At 71.1% G+C, this 20,306-nt stretch carries 24 protein-coding genes; 9 read left to right on the top strand and 15 right to left on the bottom strand.

Annotated elements, in window-relative coordinates; all coding sequences use genetic code 11:
- Positions 1-326: 326 nt before the first annotated feature.
- Complete coding sequence (locus tag FV218_RS17520; RefSeq protein WP_056096371.1) at positions 327-953, bottom strand: PilZ domain-containing protein; 627 nt, start codon at positions 951-953, stop codon at positions 327-329.
- Between the two features lie 324 nt (positions 954-1,277).
- Positions 1,278-1,898 carry a PAS domain-containing protein gene (locus tag FV218_RS17515; RefSeq protein ID WP_147710911.1) on the bottom strand — a complete coding sequence of 207 codons (621 nt, stop codon included), beginning with the start codon at positions 1,896-1,898 and terminating at the stop codon, positions 1,278-1,280.
- Between the two features lie 273 nt (positions 1,899-2,171).
- On the opposite strand from FV218_RS17515, the gene FV218_RS17510 reads away from it, so the two are divergent.
- Both FV218_RS17510 and FV218_RS17505 read left to right on the top strand, forming a co-directional pair.
- Complete coding sequence (locus tag FV218_RS17510; RefSeq protein WP_147710910.1) at positions 2,172-2,987, top strand: rhomboid family intramembrane serine protease; 816 nt, start codon at positions 2,172-2,174, stop codon at positions 2,985-2,987.
- Positions 2,988-3,172: 185 nt separating this feature from the next.
- Complete coding sequence (locus FV218_RS17505) at positions 3,173-3,604, top strand: CBS domain-containing protein (RefSeq protein WP_056096362.1); 432 nt, start codon at positions 3,173-3,175, stop codon at positions 3,602-3,604.
- A 12-nt stretch (positions 3,605-3,616) separates the two neighbouring features.
- On the opposite strand, the gene FV218_RS17500 is transcribed toward FV218_RS17505, so the two are convergent.
- Genes FV218_RS17500 through folE form a run of 3 tightly spaced genes read right to left on the bottom strand, consistent with a single transcriptional unit; the run spans position 3,617 to position 5,909 of the window.
- Positions 3,617-4,606: a patatin-like phospholipase family protein gene (locus FV218_RS17500; RefSeq protein WP_147710909.1), complete on the bottom strand. Its 990-nt coding sequence runs from the start codon at positions 4,604-4,606 to the stop codon at positions 3,617-3,619.
- Complete coding sequence (gene hisI, locus FV218_RS17495) at positions 4,603-5,046, bottom strand: phosphoribosyl-AMP cyclohydrolase (RefSeq protein ID WP_147710908.1); 444 nt, start codon at positions 5,044-5,046, stop codon at positions 4,603-4,605. Before hisI ends, FV218_RS17500 begins: the two co-directional genes overlap by 4 nt.
- Before the next feature lie 8 nt (positions 5,047-5,054).
- On the bottom strand, positions 5,055-5,909 hold the full coding sequence (gene folE / locus FV218_RS17490) for a GTP cyclohydrolase I FolE (RefSeq protein ID WP_056096353.1): 855 nt from the start codon (positions 5,907-5,909) through the stop codon (positions 5,055-5,057).
- Between the two features lie 242 nt (positions 5,910-6,151).
- Here folE and FV218_RS17485 point away from each other — a divergent pair, with 242 nt between their 5' ends.
- Both FV218_RS17485 and yidD read left to right on the top strand, forming a co-directional pair.
- Entirely contained in the window at positions 6,152-6,610 is a 459-nt protein-coding gene (locus tag FV218_RS17485) for an iron-sulfur cluster assembly scaffold protein (RefSeq protein WP_056096350.1), read from the top strand.
- Entirely contained in the window at positions 6,607-6,939 is a 333-nt protein-coding gene (yidD, locus tag FV218_RS17480) for a membrane protein insertion efficiency factor YidD (RefSeq protein ID WP_082476672.1), read from the top strand. The genes FV218_RS17485 and yidD overlap by 4 nt, the downstream gene beginning before the upstream one ends.
- A gap of 67 nt (positions 6,940-7,006) precedes the next feature.
- On the opposite strand, the gene FV218_RS17475 is transcribed toward yidD, so the two are convergent.
- Together FV218_RS17475 and FV218_RS17470 are read right to left on the bottom strand one after the other, a co-directional pair.
- On the bottom strand, positions 7,007-8,248 hold the full coding sequence (locus FV218_RS17475) for a GGDEF domain-containing protein (RefSeq protein WP_187273091.1): 1,242 nt from the start codon (positions 8,246-8,248) through the stop codon (positions 7,007-7,009).
- A gap of 289 nt (positions 8,249-8,537) precedes the next feature.
- A complete protein-coding gene (locus FV218_RS17470; protein ID WP_147710906.1) occupies positions 8,538-9,905 on the bottom strand; it encodes a 2-hydroxycarboxylate transporter family protein in 1,368 nt (455 codons plus the stop codon).
- A 359-nt stretch (positions 9,906-10,264) separates the two neighbouring features.
- Between FV218_RS17470 and thrS the strand changes: the two genes are divergently transcribed.
- From thrS to FV218_RS23265, 3 genes are all read left to right on the top strand, one after another.
- The gene (thrS, locus tag FV218_RS17465) at positions 10,265-12,277 is read left to right on the top strand and encodes a threonine--tRNA ligase (protein ID WP_147710905.1); all 2,013 of its coding nucleotides are present in this window, start codon (positions 10,265-10,267) and stop codon (positions 12,275-12,277) included.
- Between the two features lie 86 nt (positions 12,278-12,363).
- Positions 12,364-12,591: a hypothetical protein gene (locus tag FV218_RS17460; protein ID WP_147710904.1), complete on the top strand. Its 228-nt coding sequence runs from the start codon at positions 12,364-12,366 to the stop codon at positions 12,589-12,591.
- Positions 12,588-13,193: a hypothetical protein gene (locus FV218_RS23265; protein ID WP_147710903.1), complete on the top strand. Its 606-nt coding sequence runs from the start codon at positions 12,588-12,590 to the stop codon at positions 13,191-13,193. Before FV218_RS17460 ends, FV218_RS23265 begins: the two co-directional genes overlap by 4 nt.
- 140 nt (positions 13,194-13,333) lie before the next feature.
- Here FV218_RS23265 and FV218_RS17450 read toward each other — a convergent pair whose 3' ends face one another.
- Positions 13,334-13,720: a hypothetical protein gene (locus FV218_RS17450; RefSeq protein ID WP_147710902.1), complete on the bottom strand. Its 387-nt coding sequence runs from the start codon at positions 13,718-13,720 to the stop codon at positions 13,334-13,336.
- A 26-nt stretch (positions 13,721-13,746) separates the two neighbouring features.
- Entirely contained in the window at positions 13,747-14,655 is a 909-nt protein-coding gene (locus FV218_RS17445; protein WP_147710901.1) for a hypothetical protein, read from the bottom strand.
- Between the two features lie 194 nt (positions 14,656-14,849).
- On the opposite strand from FV218_RS17445, the gene FV218_RS17440 reads away from it, so the two are divergent.
- Positions 14,850-15,413, top strand: a complete 564-nt coding sequence (locus FV218_RS17440; RefSeq protein WP_147710900.1) for a nitroreductase — start codon at positions 14,850-14,852, stop codon at positions 15,411-15,413.
- A 4-nt stretch (positions 15,414-15,417) separates the two neighbouring features.
- Positions 15,418-16,029 carry a flavin reductase family protein gene (locus tag FV218_RS17435; RefSeq protein WP_056096332.1) on the top strand — a complete coding sequence of 204 codons (612 nt, stop codon included), beginning with the start codon at positions 15,418-15,420 and terminating at the stop codon, positions 16,027-16,029.
- Between the two features lie 7 nt (positions 16,030-16,036).
- On the opposite strand, the gene FV218_RS17430 is transcribed toward FV218_RS17435, so the two are convergent.
- The 6 genes from FV218_RS17430 to FV218_RS17405 are packed head-to-tail and all read right to left on the bottom strand — an operon-like array spanning position 16,037 to position 20,296.
- Entirely contained in the window at positions 16,037-16,678 is a 642-nt protein-coding gene (locus FV218_RS17430; protein ID WP_147710899.1) for a response regulator transcription factor, read from the bottom strand.
- A complete protein-coding gene (locus FV218_RS17425) occupies positions 16,675-17,247 on the bottom strand; it encodes a hypothetical protein (RefSeq protein ID WP_246685162.1) in 573 nt (190 codons plus the stop codon). The genes FV218_RS17430 and FV218_RS17425 overlap by 4 nt, the downstream gene beginning before the upstream one ends.
- Complete coding sequence (locus tag FV218_RS17420; RefSeq protein ID WP_147710898.1) at positions 17,244-18,179, bottom strand: YncE family protein; 936 nt, start codon at positions 18,177-18,179, stop codon at positions 17,244-17,246. Before FV218_RS17420 ends, FV218_RS17425 begins: the two co-directional genes overlap by 4 nt.
- Complete coding sequence (locus FV218_RS17415; protein WP_147710897.1) at positions 18,176-18,721, bottom strand: SRPBCC family protein; 546 nt, start codon at positions 18,719-18,721, stop codon at positions 18,176-18,178. The genes FV218_RS17420 and FV218_RS17415 overlap by 4 nt, the downstream gene beginning before the upstream one ends.
- A gap of 5 nt (positions 18,722-18,726) precedes the next feature.
- On the bottom strand, positions 18,727-19,719 hold the full coding sequence (locus FV218_RS17410) for a vWA domain-containing protein (protein WP_147710896.1): 993 nt from the start codon (positions 19,717-19,719) through the stop codon (positions 18,727-18,729).
- A gap of 10 nt (positions 19,720-19,729) precedes the next feature.
- A complete protein-coding gene (locus FV218_RS17405; protein WP_348642040.1) occupies positions 19,730-20,296 on the bottom strand; it encodes an MxaK protein in 567 nt (188 codons plus the stop codon).
- Positions 20,297-20,306: the final 10 nt, after the last annotated feature.

Here is a 20,306-nt window from a genome sequence, read left to right as displayed (position 1 = left end):
GGCGAGGAGCGTCGGGGCGGCCTGGGCGTGGGACGCGGTCGTGCCGAGGGCCGTCGCGGCCAGCGCCAGGGCCCCCACGACCAGGCCCCCCAGAGCCGTCGACCTCATCCCGCGCATCGCAACCCCCGTCATCAACAGGGTCAGGATGCGGCGGCGGGCCCTCCGCCGCGCTGAAGCCGATCCGCGCAATTTTATTGAATCGGCCCGGCCCGCCGGCTCTCGCGCGACAGGCCCAACCCGCCGCTTTCGCACTCGTTAGCAGTTGCGCGGCGGGATTCACGAAGCGGAAACCATGGCGCCGGCCCGGGACGGGGGCCGGCGGGGATTCAGAGCTGAAGGCCCTCGTGAAAACGGTCCGGCGAGATCGGCAGCAGGAAGGTCACGCCGACGCCCCCCTCGAAGTGGCGCACCACGCGGCCGGGGGTCCGCCCGACGACGACGCTGCTGCCGAGCGCCGGGGCGATGCTGGCGCTGAGGGCGACGCCGGACATGGAGACGTCGATGATCCGGGCCGGAATCTCGCGCCCCGTCTCCAGGCGCAGGGTCACGGTGGGCGTCACGGGCTTGAGGCGCTCGTGGGTGCGGCCCTCGGGCAGGCCGAGGCTCTCGCGGTTGGCGAGCCAGGTCAATTGGGACGCGATCTTCTCGCGCTTGCGCGGGGTGGCGCTGAGGCGCACGGCGAAGCCCTCGGGCATCAGGCGGGCGATGATGCCTTCCAGACGGCCGATCTCCTCCAGATACAGCACCACGCGCTCGTCGAGCAGGCCCGGCTCCGCACAGGTCAGGCGGACGCCCCCCGGCGACATGTCCACGGTCTGGCACGGGAATTCCCGGCGATCCGACAGCATGTACCGACCGAGCAGGGCCACCTTCACCCGCTGATGGCGACGCAGGTCGGAGGCCCGGATGCCGCGCGTCGGTTTCACTTCGGGGCGAACGAGGGCCTCAATCATGATGGAGCAAGGTCTCGGTTTCGTAACGGTAACGGACCCTAGGCGGTGCTTGGTTACGAAACTCTTCCGTGACGGGATCGGGATCACGCCCTACGTGTATTTTCGCGGCGACGGGTCCCGGCCCGAAAACACCTGCGCCTCGGCGGCTCTCATCGCTCGGCGGCCGCGAAATCGGACGGGGCGGGGTCGCGACGACTTGCCCGCGAGGAACCCGCCATCGGCACCCGGTCACGGGGATGTGACCGGGTCCGCCGTCGCCCCGGGCGAGATCGGGGATTTTCGCGACGACCCTGCCCGGAGCCCCGAAGGCGTCCGGCTCCGGTCTCACCCCCGCCCGCCGGGATGGACGAGGAGATGCCCGCGGCGGAAGGGCAGGGTGTCGTTGGCAGGGGTCGGCAGGTTGCGCAGGGCATCGGCCGCCGCGTCGTCGCGGTCGCCGAACCCGGACCGCGGCACCGTCCCGAGCACCCGCAGGGCGGTGGTGCGCAGCTGCGTGACCGGCCGCAGGCCGAGCCAGTGCGGCACGTGATGCGGGCTGAGGGCGCCGAGGATGCGCGTCTGGGTCTGGCCGCGATGGCGCAGGGGCAGGAGGATGAGTTCGAGGTCGATGGTCTCGCCGCGCACCGTGGTCCCCGTCAGGCCGGCCACGACCCCGAGGGTGTCCACCGCCACGGTCTCGACGAGGCGCCAGGGGTCGGCGTCGGGCGCGCCCCACAGGTCCGCGAAGGCATTGGTGCGCAGCTCGCGCCCGAACAGGGCGCAGACGCGGGTCCCGGCGAGGCGGATCGCGGCGGCGCTGCCGGGCACGTCGACCTCGAGGATCAGGCTGTCGGCCAGCAGGGTGCGGATCGCGCCGGGCTCGATCTCGTTGCGCTCGGGGGCGGCCCGCTCCCGGCGAAGACCGTCCCAGTAACTGTGGAGCAGGCGACTCGTCGGATGCTTCATGGTGTCCTGCGATGGCACGGCCCTGGGGGGCATAGACGGGGCGTGTTTCGTTTCGGGACACGACGGGCCGTGCCACGAAGGAAGTCTTCACCCTGCCGCATACACTATGCCGCCTCCGCGCGGATCGCCCGCTTAACTATCGTTTAAGGTTAATATCTTTAAGGTTAACGCCCCCGTGCGGCACGCAGCGCGATAAGTTTCGCGGGCGCGCGGCTCGCAAGTTTCGCGTGCGCGGGGCTTGCCGCCCCCGCGAAAGCCCGGACAAGGTGGCGCATGGATGCCATGCCCGACCTGCCGCCCCAGAACCGCGTTCCGATGTTCAACATGCCGGGGGTGGTCACCGTCTCCATCGCCGTGCTGCTGGCGATCCACGCCCTGCGGGAATTCGTGCTGCCCGATGCCTGGGACATCTGGGCGCTCATCCACCTCGCCCTGATCCCGGGGCGCTGGAGCGTCGCCATCGACCCGTCGCGGATCGAGGATCTCCTGAAGGCGGCGGCCGGCGCGGCGGGCGACCCGGAGGTGGTGGAGGCGCGCCAGGCCTTCGCCCGCTACATCGCCGCCGAGCCGTCGGCCAGCCCCTGGACCTTCGCGACCTACGCCCTCCTGCACGGCTCGTGGACGCACGTGATCTTCAACAGCGTCTGGCTCGCCGCCTTCGGCTCGCCCGTGGCCCGCCGCTACGGCGTCCTGCGCTACGGCCTCGTCGCCCTCGCCGGCGCCGTGGCCGGCGGCGTGCTGCACGTCGTCCTCGATCCCCTGAGCACGGCGCCCCTCATCGGCGCCTCGGCGGGCGTCTCGGCCCTGATGGCGGCCGCCGCCCGCTTCGTGTTCCAGCCGCCCCCGGCCTACGCGGCGGCCCAGCCCTGGCAATTGCCGCCGCGCCAGCGCCTGCAGACGATTCCCGAGCTCCTGCGCAACCGCACGGCGGTGATGTTCCTCGGCATCTGGCTCGTCACCAACTTCCTGTTCGGCATCATCGCCCTGCCGCTGGGGGCCGAGGCGACGGCCGTCGCCTGGGATGCCCATCTCGGCGGCTTCCTCGTCGGGTTCTTCATGCTGCCCCTCGTCGATCGCCATCGGGGCTGAAACCCGCGCGCCGACAGGGTTTTACCGGGCGGGCCCGCTTGCCAGAACGGGACGCGGGCCACACAATCGCCACAGAGCGTCACGGCGTCCACGGGGGCCGTAACGCGAAAAACCGCGAGCCGGGGCGAACCCGGCCGCAAGGGGCCGCCTGAACCAGGGCTGTGTGAACCAGGAAGGAAACACCCATGACCGTCGCCCGCATCCTCGCCGAGAAAGGCCGCTCCGTCGTCACGGTGGAGCCGCAGCGGACCCTCGACGAGGCGATCCACCTGCTCGCCGAGAAGCGCATCGGCGCCGTCGTCGTCAGCGATGCCGAGGGGGCGGTTCTCGGCATCCTGTCCGAGCGCGACATCATGCGGGCGCTGGCCCGCCAGGGGGCCGGGGCGCTGGACGCCCTCGTCTCCGAACACATGACCGCCACCGTCGTCACCTGCGCCCGCGACACCACCGTCGAGGACGTGATGCACCTCATGACCGACGGCCGCTTCCGCCACGTCCCCGTGCTGGAGGACGGGCGCCTCGCCGGGCTCATCTCCATCGGCGACGTGGTCAAGCGCCGGATCGCGGCCGTGGAGGCCGAGCACCAGGCCATGCGCGACTACATCACCATGGCGTGAGCCGGACCGCGATCAGACCCGGGCGGCCGCCGACGCGAGGGTCGCGCGGATGGCCGGCAGGGCGGCGCGGGCCGCCTCGCGACCGAGGGCGATCCCCTCGGCCGCCCGGTGGAACTCGAACAGGCCCATGCCGGCGAGGTGCGGCGAGATGGTCACGTCGGGCGGATCGCCGGCGAGGCGCGCCCGCGAGATCTTGTCCTGGGTGATGTTGAAGGCGTCGAGCATCACCCGGGCCATGCCGGGGCTCGGCATCTCCGGTGACGGCCGGCGCGGCGGCCCCAGGAGGTGCCAGGGCCGGCGCCGCCGCCGGATCGGCGCGGGCGGCGCCTCGGCGGCGCGATCGACGGGGTCGAGGATCACGGGCGCGCAGGCCGCGCGCGGATCGCCGTTGAGGTTGATGCAGATCACCACATCCGCCCCGAGGGCGCGGGCGAGGCTGACGGGAACCGGATTGACCAGGGTCCCGTCCATGAGGAGGCGGTCGCCGAGGCGCACGGGCGGGAACACGCCCGGCAGGGCATAGGAGGCCCGCAGGGCCTCGACGAGGTTGCCCCGCGTGAGCCAGACCTCCTGGCCGGTGCCGAGGCAGGTGGCGACGCTGGCGAAGCGGACGGCCAGGTGCTCGACGCGGCGGTCGGCGAGGTCCCGCTCCAGGCGCTGGCGCAGGCGCGCGCCCGCGATGAGGCCGGAGCCGAGGCGAAGGTCGAGGAGGCCGACGACGCGGCGCTTGGTCAGGGACAGGGCGAAGGCCTTGAGCAGGCCGAGCTGGCCCGCCGCGTAGCAACCGCCGACGACGGCGCCAATGGAGCAGCCCGTGACCACGCCCGGGTGGATGCCGGCTTCCTCCAGCACCTCGATGGCGCCGATATGCGACCAGCCCCGGGCTGAGCCGCCGCCCAGGGCGAGGCCGATGCGGGGACCGCGCGGGGCCGGGGCCGCGACGGGCTCGACGGCGCCCGCGCCGATGCGCCCGGCATCGGACGCCGGCCCGTCCCAGGTCATGCGGAGTGGTTCACCCGTGACGCGATCGCCTGCAGGCGCACCGGCGCGACCGTTCCGCCGCCGGGCCCGAGTTCGACGCGTCTGTAGAAGCAGTCGTGCCGGCCCGTATGGCAGCAGCCGCCGTCGCCGCCGACCTCCACGCGGATGAGGACGGCGTCCTGGTCGCAGTCGACCCGCATCTCGACGACGCGCTGGATCTGCCCGGAGGTGGCGCCCTTGTGCCAGAGTTCTTCGCGGGAGCGCGACCAGTACCAGGCCTCGCCCGTCTCCAGGGTGCGGGCGAGGGACTCGGCGTTCATGTGGGCGAGCATGAGCACCCGCCCGTCCGCCGCGTCGACGGCGATGCAGGCGATGAGGCCGTTCGCGTCGAAGCGGGGGGTGAGGACGGCCCCCTCCTCGACCTCGGCCTTCGTGCCAGGTGCCGCGAAGGGAAGGGTCATCGGCCGGCTCAGGGCTTGTTGCGCACGAGGGTCAGGAAGCGGACCTGCTCGTTGGGGTCGTTGCGGAACGCGCCGCGGAACTGGGTCGTGATGGTCGAGACCCCGGCCTTCTGCACGCCGCGCATGGCCATGCAGAGGTGCTCGGCCTCCACCATCACGGCGATGCCGCGGGGCTTGAGGATGCTCTCGATCACGTCGGCGATCTGCGCCGTCATGGTCTCCTGGGTCTGCAGGCGGCGGGCGAAGGTATCGACCACGCGGGCGAGCTTCGACAGGCCGACCACGCCCTTGGTCGGATAGTAGGCGATGTGGGCGAGCCCCATGAACGGCACCATGTGGTGCTCGCAGTGGGAGTAGAACGGGATGTCGCGCACGAGGACGATGTCGGAATAGCCTTCGACCTCCTCGAACACCCGTTCGAGGAGCTTGTCGGCATCCTGCTCGTAGCCGCCGAAGAGCTGGCCGTAGGCCTTGGCCACCCGGGCGGGGGTGTCGCGCAGGCCCTCGCGGTTCGGATCGTCCCCGGCCCAGCGCAGGAGGGTGCGCACGGCGGCCTCGGCCTCCTCGCGGCTCGGGCGGCCGGCGGCGATGGCCTCGGGCGTACGCTTGGCGGACGACGGCAAGGGGGCGATTTCGGGGGCGATTTCCCCGGCCGGCACCGGCGCGTTGTCGTTGCGCATGCCGTTCAGGGACGGGGGTGTCGCCGCGCCGTTCGGGCGCGCCACGTCTGGCGTCTTGGGGGTCATCCGCGAATCCTCCGTCTCGGTCAGGCGGTAGGACAGGGACTTGAGCGCGGCATCCATGGCATCTTCCGCCCGAGCGATCCGGGTCGTCATCGTGTTGCTGTCGGGCTTGGCGTACATCGTCGAACCACTGGCCGTCTGAGGCATCGGCCGGCGGGGACGCCCTGGCCGCAGGCGCGACCCCGGCCGTGGGCGCGGCCCGGATCGACGATCCGCCTCCTCGCGAAACGGTGCGTTGGCGCCTATATCGTCGTTATCGCGCCGCCGCGCAATGCGGGCGGCGCGGATCAGACAACCGGGACCGGAAGCCGGCTTCGCACGAGCCAGCTCCCCCCGTGGATCCTGCCGAGAGGACGCCGCCCATGCTCGACGACATCTACAACCGTCGCATCCTCGAACTCGCCGCCGACATTCCCCGCCTCGGGCGCCTGCCCGCCCCCGACGCCAGCGCCACCGCCCACTCGAAGCTGTGCGGCTCCACCGTCACGGTGGACCTCTGCGTCGCCGACGGGGTCGTCACGGATTTCGCCCACGCGGTGAAGGCCTGCGCCCTGGGCCAGGCCTCATCCTCCCTCATGGCCCGCCACGTCGTCGGCGCCACGGCCGACGATCTGCGGGCGGTCCGCGAGGCCGTGCGAACCATGCTGAAGCAGAACGGCCCGGCGCCGGAGGGCGTCTGGGCGGATCTCGCCGTGCTGGAGCCCGTGCGCGACTACAAGGCGCGCCACGCCTCGACGCTCCTGACCTTCGACGCCGTGGTCGATGCCCTCGATCAGATCGCGGCCCGATCGCCGGTTTCCCAGCCACAGGCCGCCGCCTGACCGCGGTCCGGCGCGCCGCCCACGTCGCGATCCGCGCCTACCAGCTCACCCTGTCGGGCGTAATCGGCCGCCAGTGCCGGCACTGGCCGTCCTGCTCGACCTATACGGACGAGGCCATCGGCCGCCACGGTCCCTGGGCCGGCGGCTGGATCGGGTTTTCGCGGATCTGCCGCTGCGGGCCCCTGGGGACGCACGGCATCGACCTCGTACCGGAGGCGCTCCCGCCCCGCGCCCGGTGGTTCACGCCGTGGCGCTACGGCCGCTGGCGCGGCGTGAACGCCCCGGCCTCGCCGTTCGCCTGCGCGGCGACGGAGGACGCCGAGGCCTGAGACCGGAACCGGTTCGTCGATGCCCCCGATCCCCTCGGCGGACTCGTCGGCGGACGCATCGGCGGATTCACGCGACCTGCAGGGTCGTCGCGAAATCGGCATGCCCGATCTGAACCCGGTTTCGCCCCTTCTGCTTGGCCTTGTACAGGGCCGCGTCCGCAATCGAGATCAGGGTCGCGTGCGGCAGACCGGCCTCCGGCACCATCGCGGCGTACCCGATGCTCACGGTGACGCCGACCCCGTCGGGGGGACCGCCCGGGAGGGGGATGACCGCCGCCTCGACGGCACTTCGAACACGCTCGGCGATCCGATCCACCTGTTCGGCCTCCGCACCGGCCAGGAGCACCGCGAACTCCTCCCCGCCATAGCGGAACGTGCTCCCGGTCGAGCCGCGTATCGTATTGCTGACGGTGCCGGCCACGGCCCGCAGGCACTCGTCGCCCCTGAGGTGCCCGTAGGTGTCGTTGAGGCGCTTGAAGTGATCGATGTCGATCATCAGCAGGGCGATGGGCGACGCGGAGCCGGCGCCGTCGCGCCACAACCCTTCCAGGCGGGCGTTGAACGACCGCCGGTTTCCGACGCCCGTCAGCCCATCGGTGTCGGACAGGCTGAGCAGCCTCTGGTTGCGGGCGCGCAGGCGCTCGGACCACAGGGTGTCGCGCAGGGTCAGCAGGTAGAATCGCCGCTCGCTGACCTCGTTCCGGAAAGCCGCGACCAGCAGGTAGCCCGCCATGGAGACGTTGAGCATGACCGCGAAGAGACCGCCGCCGAGATCGAAGCCGGGGTGAAGCGCGACGGCGGCGGCCGTGAGGATCGTCGCGCCCGCGGCGACGATGCCCGCGTGGACGACCGGGAGCGGCAGGGCGATGCTGGCGTAGAGCATGACCATCGGGATCGCGAACGCGATCATCACGGCGTTCTGAGCGCGCGAGGCCAGCATCAGACCCAGCATCGTGCAGAGCATCGGAAACAGGAAGATCGTGCTCGCGACCACCGTCGGCACCCTCCGCCGATGCATCGCCCACACCAGCAGGAGCAGCGACGGTGTCAGGACCGCGAAATCGATGACGATCGTCAGGACGAGGACGTCGGGAATGATCAGGGCATTCACGAAGACGAACAGGTCGAACACGGCCATCCCCGAGAGATGGCAGAGGATGTAATGCCGCGTGCGGGCCGGCTCGATCGCAGTTTGATACCGGGACTCGACCACCGGGCCGAAGGCGATCTTCGACCAGGGCCGCGCAAGCTCAGCCTCGACCTGCCTCAACAGCGCCCCGCGTTGAACGGGTCCATCTTCGACTGTCATGGATGCAGAATCTCTATACTTCAAGATACGCCATGACCACATCGACGGCCGATCGATCTGCAGCCTTACGAATCCGCAAGCTCAGGCCATCGCTCTTCGCACAGGACCAATTTGATCGACAATGATTTAACAAGCTCTTATCGTGCCTGAATGCGACCGCCTTAAATGGTAATATTCTTACGCTATTGACTGACAAACCAGCAAAATGACAATGGCGAGCCATTATTTTACTTGACAGAAAGCCCGGGCGTCCCGTTCACCCGGCGCGAAACGCGGCGCCCGTCGGCACTCAGAGCGGCACGGCGGTCAGCCACCGCATCACCACCAGCGTCCCCGTGACCGTGAGCGCGCCGCCGATCCGCGTCGCGATCTGGGCGAACGGCATCAGCGACATCCGATTGGCCGCCGTCAGGATGGCGACGTCGCCGGTGCCGCCCTGGCCGCTGTGGCAGGCGTTCACGATGGCGGTCTCGATGGGGTACAGGCCGAGCCGGCGCCCCACCCAAAAGCCCACGGCCATGAGGGTCACCACGGTGGCCACGATGGTGATGAGGTTCGGAATCGTGAACGCGGCGACGAGCTTGTCCCACGGGGTCAGCGACACGCCGACGGCGAAGAGCAGCGGGTAGGTCATGCCGATCTGCACGAACTTGTAGGCGACGAAGCCGCCGGCCTGGAGGCGCGGCGACACGGCGCTGGCGAGCTTGGCCATCACGGCGAGGAACAGCATCGCCACGGGGGCGGGCAGGCCGGTGAGGTGGTGCATCATCACGCCGAGGAGGTAGAGCGTCACCGCCGTCAGCGCCGCCGCGCCCACGGTGGCGGCGTCGACGGGGATGTCCTCCGCCTTGACCGCCGCGACGTCGTTGTCCCGGTCGGGCTGGAGCCGGCCCTCGCCGGTGAGGTGGGGCAGGCGCTTGCCCACCGCGTTGAGGGTGCCGGCCAGGATGATCGCCGTGAGGCTGCCGAGCATCACCGGCGGCAGCACCTGGGCGAACACGTCGCCCTGGCCCTGGCCCAGGATCGCGGCGTAGCCGATGGAGAGCGGGATCGCGCCCTCGCCGACGCCGCCGGCCATGATCGGCACCACGACGAAGAAGAAGGTGTTGTAGGCGCCCAGACCCAGCAGGGTGCCGACGAGGGTGCCGACGAGCCCCGCCGCCACGGAGCCCGCGGCCAGGGGCACGAAGATCTTCAGGAAGCCCCTGATCAGCACCGCGCGGTCCATGCCCAGGATGCTGCCGACGATGATGGTGGCGATGTAGAGGTAGAGGAAATTGGTGAACTTGGTGAAGTCCACGATGGCCCTGACGATCTGCGGCGGGATCAGATCGTAGAAGACCAGGGCCGAGGGGATGAAGGTCGCGAAGATCGCCCCCGCGCCGATGCTGCGCAGGACCGGCAGGCGCTTGCCGATCTCGGCGCAGGTGAAGCCGCCGAGGACCAGCACGGCGATCATCGTCGGCGCGTCCGGCTTGATCTCGCCCTCCTGGGTCAGGATCGCCAGCAGGACCACCAGGATCGCGTAGACCGGCAGCGGGATGATGCCGATCTTGATGTCGACCATCCGCCACCAGCCCTGCGGCCAGAATCTTTTCGCGGGCGCCCCGACCGCGCCGGGGGTCTCCGCCGGGGCGGCGGCGAGGGGATTCGACATGGGTGCTCTCCCGTGAGCCCGTCGCCCCACGGGGCCGGCTCGCCTGATCGGACCGCGTGGGGGCGTCTGTGCGGGCTGATGCCCGCCCGGGCCCGGATGCGAACGATGGGCTGTTCCGGGCGGCGGGTTGTCAACCGCAGCGCGTGTCAACCGCACCGGATCGTAGCTGAACGCAGGTCACGCCGCCGCGCGCCGGACCGGAGGTTCCCGGCGAACCTTCACCGCGCGCCTTCCACTGCAAGCGGATTCCTTCCGTCCGCGAAACGGTCTAAACGGCCGGGCACGGCGCGTGTCGCGCCCGATCCCACCCGGCTTACCTGCTGCGTTCGCAGGAGTGAGCCACCGCGAGAGTGATCCCGATGCCCATCCTGACCTTCCCCGACGGCAACACCCGCAGTTTCGAGGGCGCCGTCACCGGCCGCGCCGTCGTCGAGGGCATCGCCAAGTCGCTCGCCAAGCGCACCGTCGCCATGGCGCTGGACGGCCGGGTCCGCGACCTCTCCGACCTCATCGAGGCGGACGCCCGAATCGAGTTCCTCGACCGCGCCGACCCGCGCAGCCTCGAACTCATCCGGCACGATTGCGCCCACGTCCTGGCCGAAGCCGTGCAGGCCCTGTGGCCGGAGACGCAGGTCACCATCGGCCCCGTCATCGAGAACGGCTTCTACTACGATTTTGCCCGCGACCAGCCGTTCACGCCCGACGACTTCCCCGCCATCGAGGCCAAGATGCGCGAGATTCTTTCGCGCGATGCCCCGTTCACCAAGGAGGTCTGGACGCGGGACGACGTGCGCGCGCTGTTTTCGGAGAAGGGCGAGGCCTACAAGGTCGAGCTCGTCGACGCGATCCCGCCCGGCGAGGACCTGAACATCTACCGCCAGGGCGACTGGTTCGACCTGTGCCGCGGCCCGCACATGACCTCCACGGGCAAGGTCGGCACCGCGTTCAAGCTCATGAAGGTGGCCGGCGCCTATTGGCGGGGTGATTCCAACAACCCGATGCTGACCCGCATCTACGGCACCGCCTGGGCCACCAAGGAAGACCTCGACGCCTACCTCCACCGCCTGGAGGAGGCCGAGCGCCGCGACCACCGGCGCCTGGGCCGCGAGATGGACCTGTTCCACTTCCAGGAGGAGGGGCCGGGCGTGGTGTTCTGGCACGCCAAGGGCTGGACCGTGTTCCAGGAGCTCATCGCCTACATGCGCCGGCGCCTGAAGGGCGACTACCAGGAGGTCAACGCGCCCCAGATCCTCGACAAGGCCCTGTGGGAGACCTCCGGCCACTGGGAGTGGTACCGGGACAACATGTTCGTGACGAAGACCGAGGACGAGCGCGTCTTCGCCATCAAGCCGATGAACTGTCCCGGCCACGTGCTCATCTTCAAGCACGGCCTCAAATCCTACCGCGACCTTCCCCTGCGCATGGCGGAGTTCGGCGCGGTCTCGCGCTACGAGCCGTCCGGGGCGCTGCATGGCCTCATGCGGGTGCGCGCCTTCACCCAGGACGACGCGCACGTGTTCTGCACCGAGGACCAGCTCGCCGCCGAGTGCCTGAAGATCAACGACCTGATCCTCTCGACCTACGCCGATTTCGGCTTCGGCGACATCGTGGTGAAGCTCTCGACGCGGCCCGAGAAGCGGGTCGGCTCGGACGCGTTGTGGGACCACGCCGAGGAGGTGATGACCCGCGTGCTGGCGCAGATCGAGGAGCAGTCGGGCGGCCGGATCAAGACGGCGATCAACCCGGGCGAGGGCGCGTTCTACGGGCCGAAATTCGAGTACGTGCTCCGCGACGCCATCGGCCGCGACTGGCAGTGCGGCACCACCCAGGTGGACTTCAACCTGCCCGAGCGCTTCGGCGCCTTCTACGTCGATGCCGACAGCGGGAAGAAGCCGCCGGTCATGGTCCACCGCGCCATCTGCGGCTCGCTGGAGCGTTTCACCGGCATCCTCATCGAGCATTTCGCCGGGCATTTCCCGCTCTGGCTCGCGCCGGTGCAGGTCGTCGTGGCGACCATCACGGGCGACGCCGACCCGTATGCCCGCGAGGTGGTGGCCGCCGCCGACCGCCTCGGCCTGCGGGTGGAAGCCGATCTGAGGAACGAAAAGATCAACTACAAGGTCCGCGAGCACTCGCTGGCGAAGGTGCCGGTGATGCTGGTGGTCGGCCGCAAGGAGGGCGAGGAGCGCACGGTCTCGGTCCGGCGGCTGGGCAGCCAGCACACCCGCACGGGCGGCCTCGACGAGACCCTGGCCGCCCTGGTGGCCGAGGCGACCTCCCCCGACCGCATCCGCGCCGACAGCATCGCCGCGAGCGTGCCGAGCGCGGAGGTCAGCCTCGACGGACGGCACGACGCGGCGCCGACGCCCTGACGGAGGGCGCCCCCTTCGATCCGACGATCGGAGGGGGTTTTCGGGAGCCCGTTGCACCCCAGCCGCGTTTCTCCCTATGATTGAGAATGAGCGGCGCGCTGCCATGCGCGATCGACTTCGGAGGTGCCGGGATCATGACGGATGAAAAGCGTCGCGCGGCCATCAAGGCTCTGATCGTCAAGCGTACCGCCGCAAACACGGCAAGTCCCGCTGCCGCGCGGGCGGCCCTCATCGAAGAGGGAATCTATACGAAGGACGGCGAGCTTCGCGCGACTTTCGGCGGTCCGGACGAGAAGGCAACACGCGCCGCTTGAGCCGTCTCGCGACCTCCTTCGTCCTGGGTTACCACGGATGCGACGAAGCCATCGGGCTCGAGGCAATCCGTGGCGATACCGCACTCATTCAGAGCGACAAAGATTACGACTGGCTCGGGCCAGGGGTGTATTTCTGGGAGTCCGATCCGAAACGCGCCTGGGAATGGGCCGAAGCGAAGTTCGCGACCTCAAGGACGGCAAAACCCTTCGTCGTGGGTGCGGTCATCGACCTGAGACATTGCCTCGATCTTACCAATCGCGAGGATCTTGGAATCGTTCGGTTGGCTTACGATTCATTCGTGGCAACACAGACGATGGCGGGCCTACCGCTCCCGGAAAACCGGAACGTCAAGGGCGACCCGAATTCCGATCGTCTGTTACGGTTCCTGGACCGAGCTGTGATCAAACACCTTCACAGCATGATCGACAGTGCCGGGGAGGGGGTCCCTGAACTGGAGCCCTACGATACCGTGAGGGGGATGTTCACGGAGGGCGGTGAGCTCTACCCCGGCGCGGGGTACATGCAGCGAAGCCACACGCAGATCGCCGTCCGCAACACGCGATGTATCCTCGGCCTGTTTCTGCCGCTCCCCATTCGATAGGCCCTCAGCACTTCAGAGCTTCCCCAATGCCACCGCCACGCGGGCGGCACCGTCCTGCGGCGTGCCCGCATCCGTGTGCAGGGGGATGTCCGGCTCGGCGGGCGCCTCGTAGGCGGACTCGCTGCCGATGAAGTTCGGGATCAGGCCGCGCAGTTGGCGGCAAACAGCGCCAGCGCCCGCTGCATCGCCGCGTAGTGCGCCGGGCCGGCCGGGTTGCGCAGTTCCGCCCCGTCCGGGACGATGGCGGCGAAGCCCGCCCCCAGGTCGGCGACGAAGCCGCGCGGCCCGACGTGCTGGCCCATCCGGTTGGTCGTGTCCACCTCGCCGCACACGGCCCCGGCCCGCCCCGGGCGGAGGCGGCCGTAGCGGGCGGCGTCGGGCGCCTTCAGGCTTTGGCCGAGGAGCGCGACGGCGGCCTGCGCGGTCTCCGGCGGGAGGGCGGATTCACCGACGATGCCCTGTGCGTGCACGGCCGGGCTCGCCAGCGTCGCGGCGAGGGCGACGAGACTCCATCGGTGACGCGTCATGGGGCGACCTCGCTTCCGCGAAAAAATCAGGACGCCTTGGCGACCACCTCGATGTCCCGGTCCATCCCGCTCTCGACCTTGAACTCGCGGGTGTAGACCTGCCCGTCGTGGCGGGCGATGAGGACGTAGTCGCCCTCCGCCAGGATCACCTGCGGGAACGCGCCGATGGCCTCGCGGATGGTGTCGCCGCCCGGCGTCAGCACGCTGAAGGCGGTGCCGGCGAAGGCCTCGGCCCCGGCGGCGGCGACGAGCTTCAGGGTCACGGTGGCGGCGTGGTGGCTCAGGGTCGCGTCGGTGACCTTGCCGTTCTCGACCTTGAGGTCGGCGCGCTGGATGGCGTTCGATTCCCCGTAGGTCGAGACCACGTGATAGGTGCCCTCGGGCAGGCGCAGCAGCTCACCGGCCTTGACGCCGCTGCGCACCAGGCGCCCCTCCGAGTTGGTGCCGATGGGCACGAACACCGCGAAGGCCACTTGGGCGGGCACGATCTTCGTATCGCCGATGGCGCCCGAGAGCTTGAGCGCCCCGGCATTGACCTTGAGACCGTCGGAGACCGGGACCCCCGCCATGGCGAGGCGCTTCGAGGCGCTGGCGAAACCGTACGTCACCGTGGCGATGTAGGCGCCGGGCGCCAGGGTGAAGCTCGGCTCGGCCGCCTCCGAGCGCGCGACGATGTTGGGCTTCACGCCGTCGGTGCGGTCCTCGTAGATGCGCCAGGCCAGCCCGGAGCGCAGGGGCCTGTCGCTGCCGGCGAACACCGCCTTGAGGCTCAGGGTCGCATCGGCCTGGGGGACGGGCGGGGGCAGGTCGGGCCCGGTGACGGACGGGGTCGGGAGATTGGGCCCGATCCGGTTGTGGAAGCCGCCCTCCTGGGCGCGGCCGGGCGTCGCCAGCAGGGCCGTCAGTGCGGCGCCGAACATCAGGCCCCTTGTCATGCGACCGCTCCCTTCGCGCGCCGGCCCGTCCGGCGATTCGCGCCGCGTGCTCTGGAACCGGACCGTGGCGACGGCATGACCGGCGTGATTGCGCCTGATCCATGCTAAGGCATCGGCCCGAAAAGGGGGACCCGGTTTTCGGACGAGGCCGTGACTCCAGCGATACGCCGCGATCCTAGTCCAAAAAGGTCTCGATGAACGCCACCCTCGATCTCCTGCGCACCCGCCGCTCCGTGCCCCCCATGCGCCTCGACGGCCCCGGCCCGACGCCGGCCGAACTCGACACGCTCCTGACCCTGGCCGCCCGGGTGCCGGACCACGGCAAGCTCGCGCCCTGGCGCTTCCTCGTCATCGCGGGCGAGGCGCGGGCGCGGGTCGGCGGCATCATCGCCGGGGCCTACGCCGCCGACCACCCGGAGGCGGATGACGCGCGCCTCGACCTCGAGCGCGCCCGCCTCGCCCACGCCCCCGTGGTGGTGGCGGTGGTCTCCCGCGCCGGTCCGCACATCAAGATCCCCGAATGGGAGCAGGTGCTGTCGGCGGGCGCCGTGTGCATGAACCTCGTGGTCGCGGCCAACGCGGCGGGCTACGCCACGTCCTGGCTCACGGAATGGTTCGCCTACGACCGCCGCATCCTCGACGCCCTCGGCCTCACGCCGAACGAGAAGGTCGCCGGCTTCATCCACATGGGTCATCCGCAGGAGGTCCCGGGCGACCGGCCCCGGCCGGACCTCGCCCACATCGTCACGCGGATCTGACGCCATGCACTACGATTCCGAGACCCGGGGCCTGCCGCACAACCCCCTGAAGGCCCTCATCGCGCCGCGCCCCATCGGCTGGATCAGCGCCATGAACCGGGCGGGACAGCTGAACCTGGCGCCGTACTCCTACTTCAACGCCGTGGCGGCGGACCCCGACATGGTGATGTTCTCGTCCTCGGGCCGGAAGGACGCCATGACCTTCGCGGAGGAGGGCGGCGAGTTCGTCTGCAACATCGCCACCTTCGATCTGCGCGAGGCGATGAACGCGACGTCGGCGCCGCTGCCGCGCGGCCAGAGCGAGTTCGCGGTGGCCGGTCTCACGCCGGTGCCCTCGCGCAAGGTGCGGCCGCCGCGGGTGGGCGAATCGCCCGCCGCCATCGAGTGCAAGTGGGTGCAGACCGTGCCCCTGACGCCCCTCGACGGCCGGGACGCGACCAGCTTCCTGGTGATTGGGCAGGTGGTCTCGATCTACATCGACGACGCCTACATCAAGGACGGCCTCGTCGAGACGGCGGCCATGCGGCCGATCCTGCGCGGCGGCTATTTCGACTATTTCACCGCCGAGCCCGAGACGCGCTTCTCCCTCAAGCGTCCGAGCGGCGCCGGGCAGTAGCCCGGGCTCACCGCGTCGGGCCGCCCTCGCCCTGCGAGACGGCGACGTGGATGAGTTCGGCGAGCGTCCGCACCCCGAGCTTGTGCCGCAGGCTGGCGCAGGCGCCGATCACCGTGCGGTAGCTCACCGCCAAGGCGTCGGCGATGGCCTGGTAGGATTGGCCCCGGCCGAGCAGGGACAGGATCTGGAGTTCGCGGGCCGTGAGGTCGGCGAGGGGCGCCGGCCGTCCGGCGAGGCCGAGCACGGCGACGCGGGTGGCCAACGCGTGGTCGAGATAGCTCCGCCCCGCCCGCACCGTCTCGAACGCCTCGTGGAACCGCGCCGCCGGGACGTCCTTCAGCACGTAGCCCGTGGCCCCGCTCTCGAGGGCGCGTGCGACGATGATCGGGTCGTCGTGCATGCTGAAGGCGAGGATGCGGGTGTCGCGCGCCAGGGCGCGGATCTGCCGGATCAGGGACAGGCCCGACAGGGCGCCCGTGCGGAAGGTGAGGTCGGCCACGACCATGGCGGGGCGCAGGCGGTGGAACAGGCGGTAGCCGCCGGCGATGTCGGTGGCCTCGTGGACGGTCTCGACCCCGGCATCCTCCATGATGCGGCGGAAGCCCCGCAGGATCACCGGGTGGTCGTCCACGATGAGGACGCTCGTCATCGCGCATCCCCGGGGGAGGGGCCCGGCGCGGGCGTCTGGTCCCCGCTCCCCTGCGCGGCGTAGCGCTCGGTGAGGCGGGCCAGGGCGGTGGCCCGGTCGGCCCCCTGCCGGCGGGTGTTGTAGTATTGCTGGCACATCTCGCCGAAGAGCTGCTTGCGGGTGGTCACCGCCGCCACGGCCTCCAACCCGTCGAGCAGATCGGCATAGGGCTCGGGCGTGCCGGCCTCGGCCAGCATCTGCCCGAGTTGCACCGTGCGGTTGGCCACCATGCGCGGGTCCTCGATGAACGCGTCCTTGGCGCGGGCGAGGCTGTGGCGCAGGTGGTCGGCCTGGGACCCGACCTCCGGCGCCGGCCGGCCGAGCTCCCGGCTGGCGAGCCAGCGGGCCGGCTCCATGGGGTCCGTGGGCGACAGCCAGGGCGGGATGTCGGCGTCGGATTTCGTCGCCACCACCGTCTGGTCCTCGGGCGCGCGCGCCGCCTCGGCGGGCTCCTCGGGCCTGTCGCAGGCGGCAAGCCCGGCCGCGAGGGCGAGGGCGAGGAGCGGTCGCGTCATGCGCGTCGGTGTCATGGAGCCTCCGGCATCAGGACGGCGAGGCCGCGCGGCCCCTCGCCCACGGGAAGCCGCGCCGTCTCCGCGAGGGTGGTGAGATCGATCACCGAGACGGAATCCGAGAACCAGTTCGCCACGTAGGCCCTGTCGCCCGCGACCGCCACGCCCTCGGGATAGCGGCCGACGGGGATCGTCGCGACGGGCTTCAGGGCGGCGTCGAGCACCACGAGGGTGCCGCCCTGCTGGTTGGTGACGAGGATGCGCGCGCCGTCGCCGCTCACCGCGACGCCGTACGGCATGCCGCCGAGGATCGCGCGACCCGCGGGTTTCAGGGTGGCGGTGTCGATGGCGTGGAGGTCGCCGCTGCGGACGCATGCGACGTACAGCCGGTCCTGCGCCGGGTTCAACGCCAGGGCGAACGGTCCCTCGCCGACGGGCACCGTGCCGATCCGGGTCATGGTGGCGGTCTCGACCACGCTGACCTGCCGGCTCTCGCGGTCGGCGACGTAGAGGCGGCCCCGGCCGTCGAGGGCGAGGGCCGCCGGATCGCGCCCGACGCCGACGTGGCCCTCCACCGCGCCCGTGGCGGTGGACAGGCGCACCACGCGGCCGCCCGCCCAGTCGCCGACGAACAGGCTGCGGCCATCCGGCGCCACGGCGACGCCGAAGGGCTGGCCGGCGAAGGGGAACCGGGCCAGGACCGCCCCGGTCCGGCCGTCCACCACCGACACCGCATGGGTGTCCGAGTGGGTGAGGTAGAGCCGCCCGTCCGGCCCCGCCGCCACCTGGGCCGGGCCCTTGCCCACGGCAATCGCGGCGCCGGGCGGCGCCACCGACGTCAGGCTGCCGCCCTCCTGGCTCACCACGTAGACGGTGTTCGCGACGACGGGGCCGGCACCAGCACCGGCTAGAAGGGCCGCCAGGGCGAGACGGGCGAGTCCTCGGATCACTTGGCCTTGCCGCCCTCGACCTTGGCCTTCAGCCCCTTGAGGCCGTTGGCGAAATAGGCGTTCATCGCCGCCTTGCCGGCGGCGTCGCTGAGTTCCTCGGGCGGCTCGTTGCCGGTGTCGCCCCGGTAGAACCGGCCGAGCCACTCGACCTTCGAGCCGGCGCCGTCGGGCGTCACCGTGACGGTGGCCGAGTAGGACGAGACCGGCAGGGCCTTCAGGTCGGCATCCGACAGGCGGTACGAGTAGGTGAAGGTCTTGTCGTTCATCTCGTCGAGGCCCTCGTCGAGGGTGCCGCCGTTCTTGAGGGTGACCTTGCGCCGGCCGCCGGCGGCGTTGCCGTCGACGGCTTCGCTCTTGGCCACATCCGGGTGCCAGGTGTCGATGGCCGCGAAGGTGCCGACCACCTTCCACACCGCCTCGGGCTTGGCCGCGATGGTGACGGACTGGTCGACCTTCTGCGGCGTCGGGCCGTGGGCCAGGACGGGGGTGACCAAGACGACGGTGACCGGGACGGCGGCGGCGAACAGGGCGAGGAGACGCATACGGATCAGGCCTTCTTCAGGGTGAGGGCGCGCGGAAGGGACAGGGCGCGCAACGTGGGAAGCAGGAACACGGCGAGGACGAGCGCCAGGGCGGCCCCGCCGAGGAAGGGGCGCAGGTCGAGGCGGCCGGGCAGGGGGCGCGGGGTCGCGGCCGCCAGGAGCGGGACGCTCAGGCCGCCGGGGCCGTCGAGGTGGACGTAGGCGAGGCCGGTCTCGCCCGCGAGTTTCTTGAGGTAGGGCTCGCGCACGGAGGAGAGGTGTTCGGCGCCCGTGGCGGCGGCCCCGCCGAAGGGGGCGTTGCGCGGGTTGTAGCCCTCGCGGCTCTCGGCATCGGCCGGGGGCGGGCCGAAGCGGTTCTCCTGCTGGACGTCGCCCGCGCCGTAGAAGCCGATCTCGCGGCCCCGGTCGTTGTAGCGCGGGATCGGCGACAGGGCGTAGGCGCCGGCGCCCACGATGAGGCCGCGCACGGAGCCCGGCTTGCCTTCGAAGGCCGGACCGCCGGCGCTGGGGAGCGGCGGCGCCTCCTGCCCGTCCGTGAGGAAGATCAGGTCGGTGTCGAGGCTGGCCGCCATCTCCACGGCGCGGAACAGGCCGGCGGAGATGCGGCTGTCGCCCTCCCAGGCCATGCGCCAGTCCAGGGCCGCCAGCGCCCCGTCGAGGGGCGCGAAATCGGCGCAGACCTCGATGGGCGTGAACAGGAGGAACGGCCGGCGCTCGGTGAACAGGCCGAGCGCCACCTGCGAGCCGCAGGGCAGGGCGGCGACGAGGTCGCGCAGGGCGCCGCGCGCCGTGTCGAGGCGGCTCGCCGGCCTGCCGTCGGCGCTCGTGTAGTCGCGCACGTTCATGCTGCCGGTGATGTCGACCACGGCGAGCACCGAGACGCCGGTCCGGGTGAGCGGCACGGCCGGCAGCACGAGGGCGAGGGCGGCGAGGACCATCGCCCCGGCGAGCGCCTGGAACCGGACGTCGCGCAGGTTGCGGACGAGATGCGCCTTCATGGTGCGCCCCTCATGGTGCGCCCCTGGGGAGGCCGGGGACCTCCGTCCAGATCTGCTTCGGCTCCGCCTTCAGCTCGTCACCGGTCTTGCGGTCGAATTCGGGGAAATCGCGCAGGAGCCGCGAGGCGACGTCGAGGTTGAACTTGGCGTCCCAGAGGTCGGGCGCGTTCTGCAGGGCGCGGCGGTAATCCTGGCGCGCCAGGGTGATGAGGGGCCCGGCCGGGTCGAGGTCGCCGCGCTCCAGATGCGAGAACGCCTGGCGCAGGCGGGTGTTGGCCAGGGCGTAGCGGGCCCGCGCCACCCGGTCGGTGTCGCCGGCCCGCGCCAAGGCGTCGACGAGGGGTTCGATCCCCTCGGGCAGGCCGCGCCGGGCGAGGTGCTGGACCCGGGCGAGCAGCAGGGGGGCGGACGCGTCCGGCCCCACGGCCACGTCGCGCCCGGCCTGGAGCGCCGCGATGGCGGCGTTGTCCCGCTCCACCCGCCACGCCGCCGCGCCGAACCCGACGGCCGCGAGGCCGAGCAGGACCGGCAGGACGAGGAGCAGGTGCGGCCGGGCGCGCCGCAGGGTGCTGGCGATGCGGGGACGG

The sequence above is a fragment of the Methylobacterium sp. WL69 genome, assembly GCF_008039485.1.
Classification (GTDB): domain Bacteria; phylum Pseudomonadota; class Alphaproteobacteria; order Rhizobiales; family Beijerinckiaceae; genus Methylobacterium.
The sequence above is the reverse complement of the archived record's forward strand: the minus strand, read 5'-3'. Positions and strand labels throughout refer to the sequence as shown.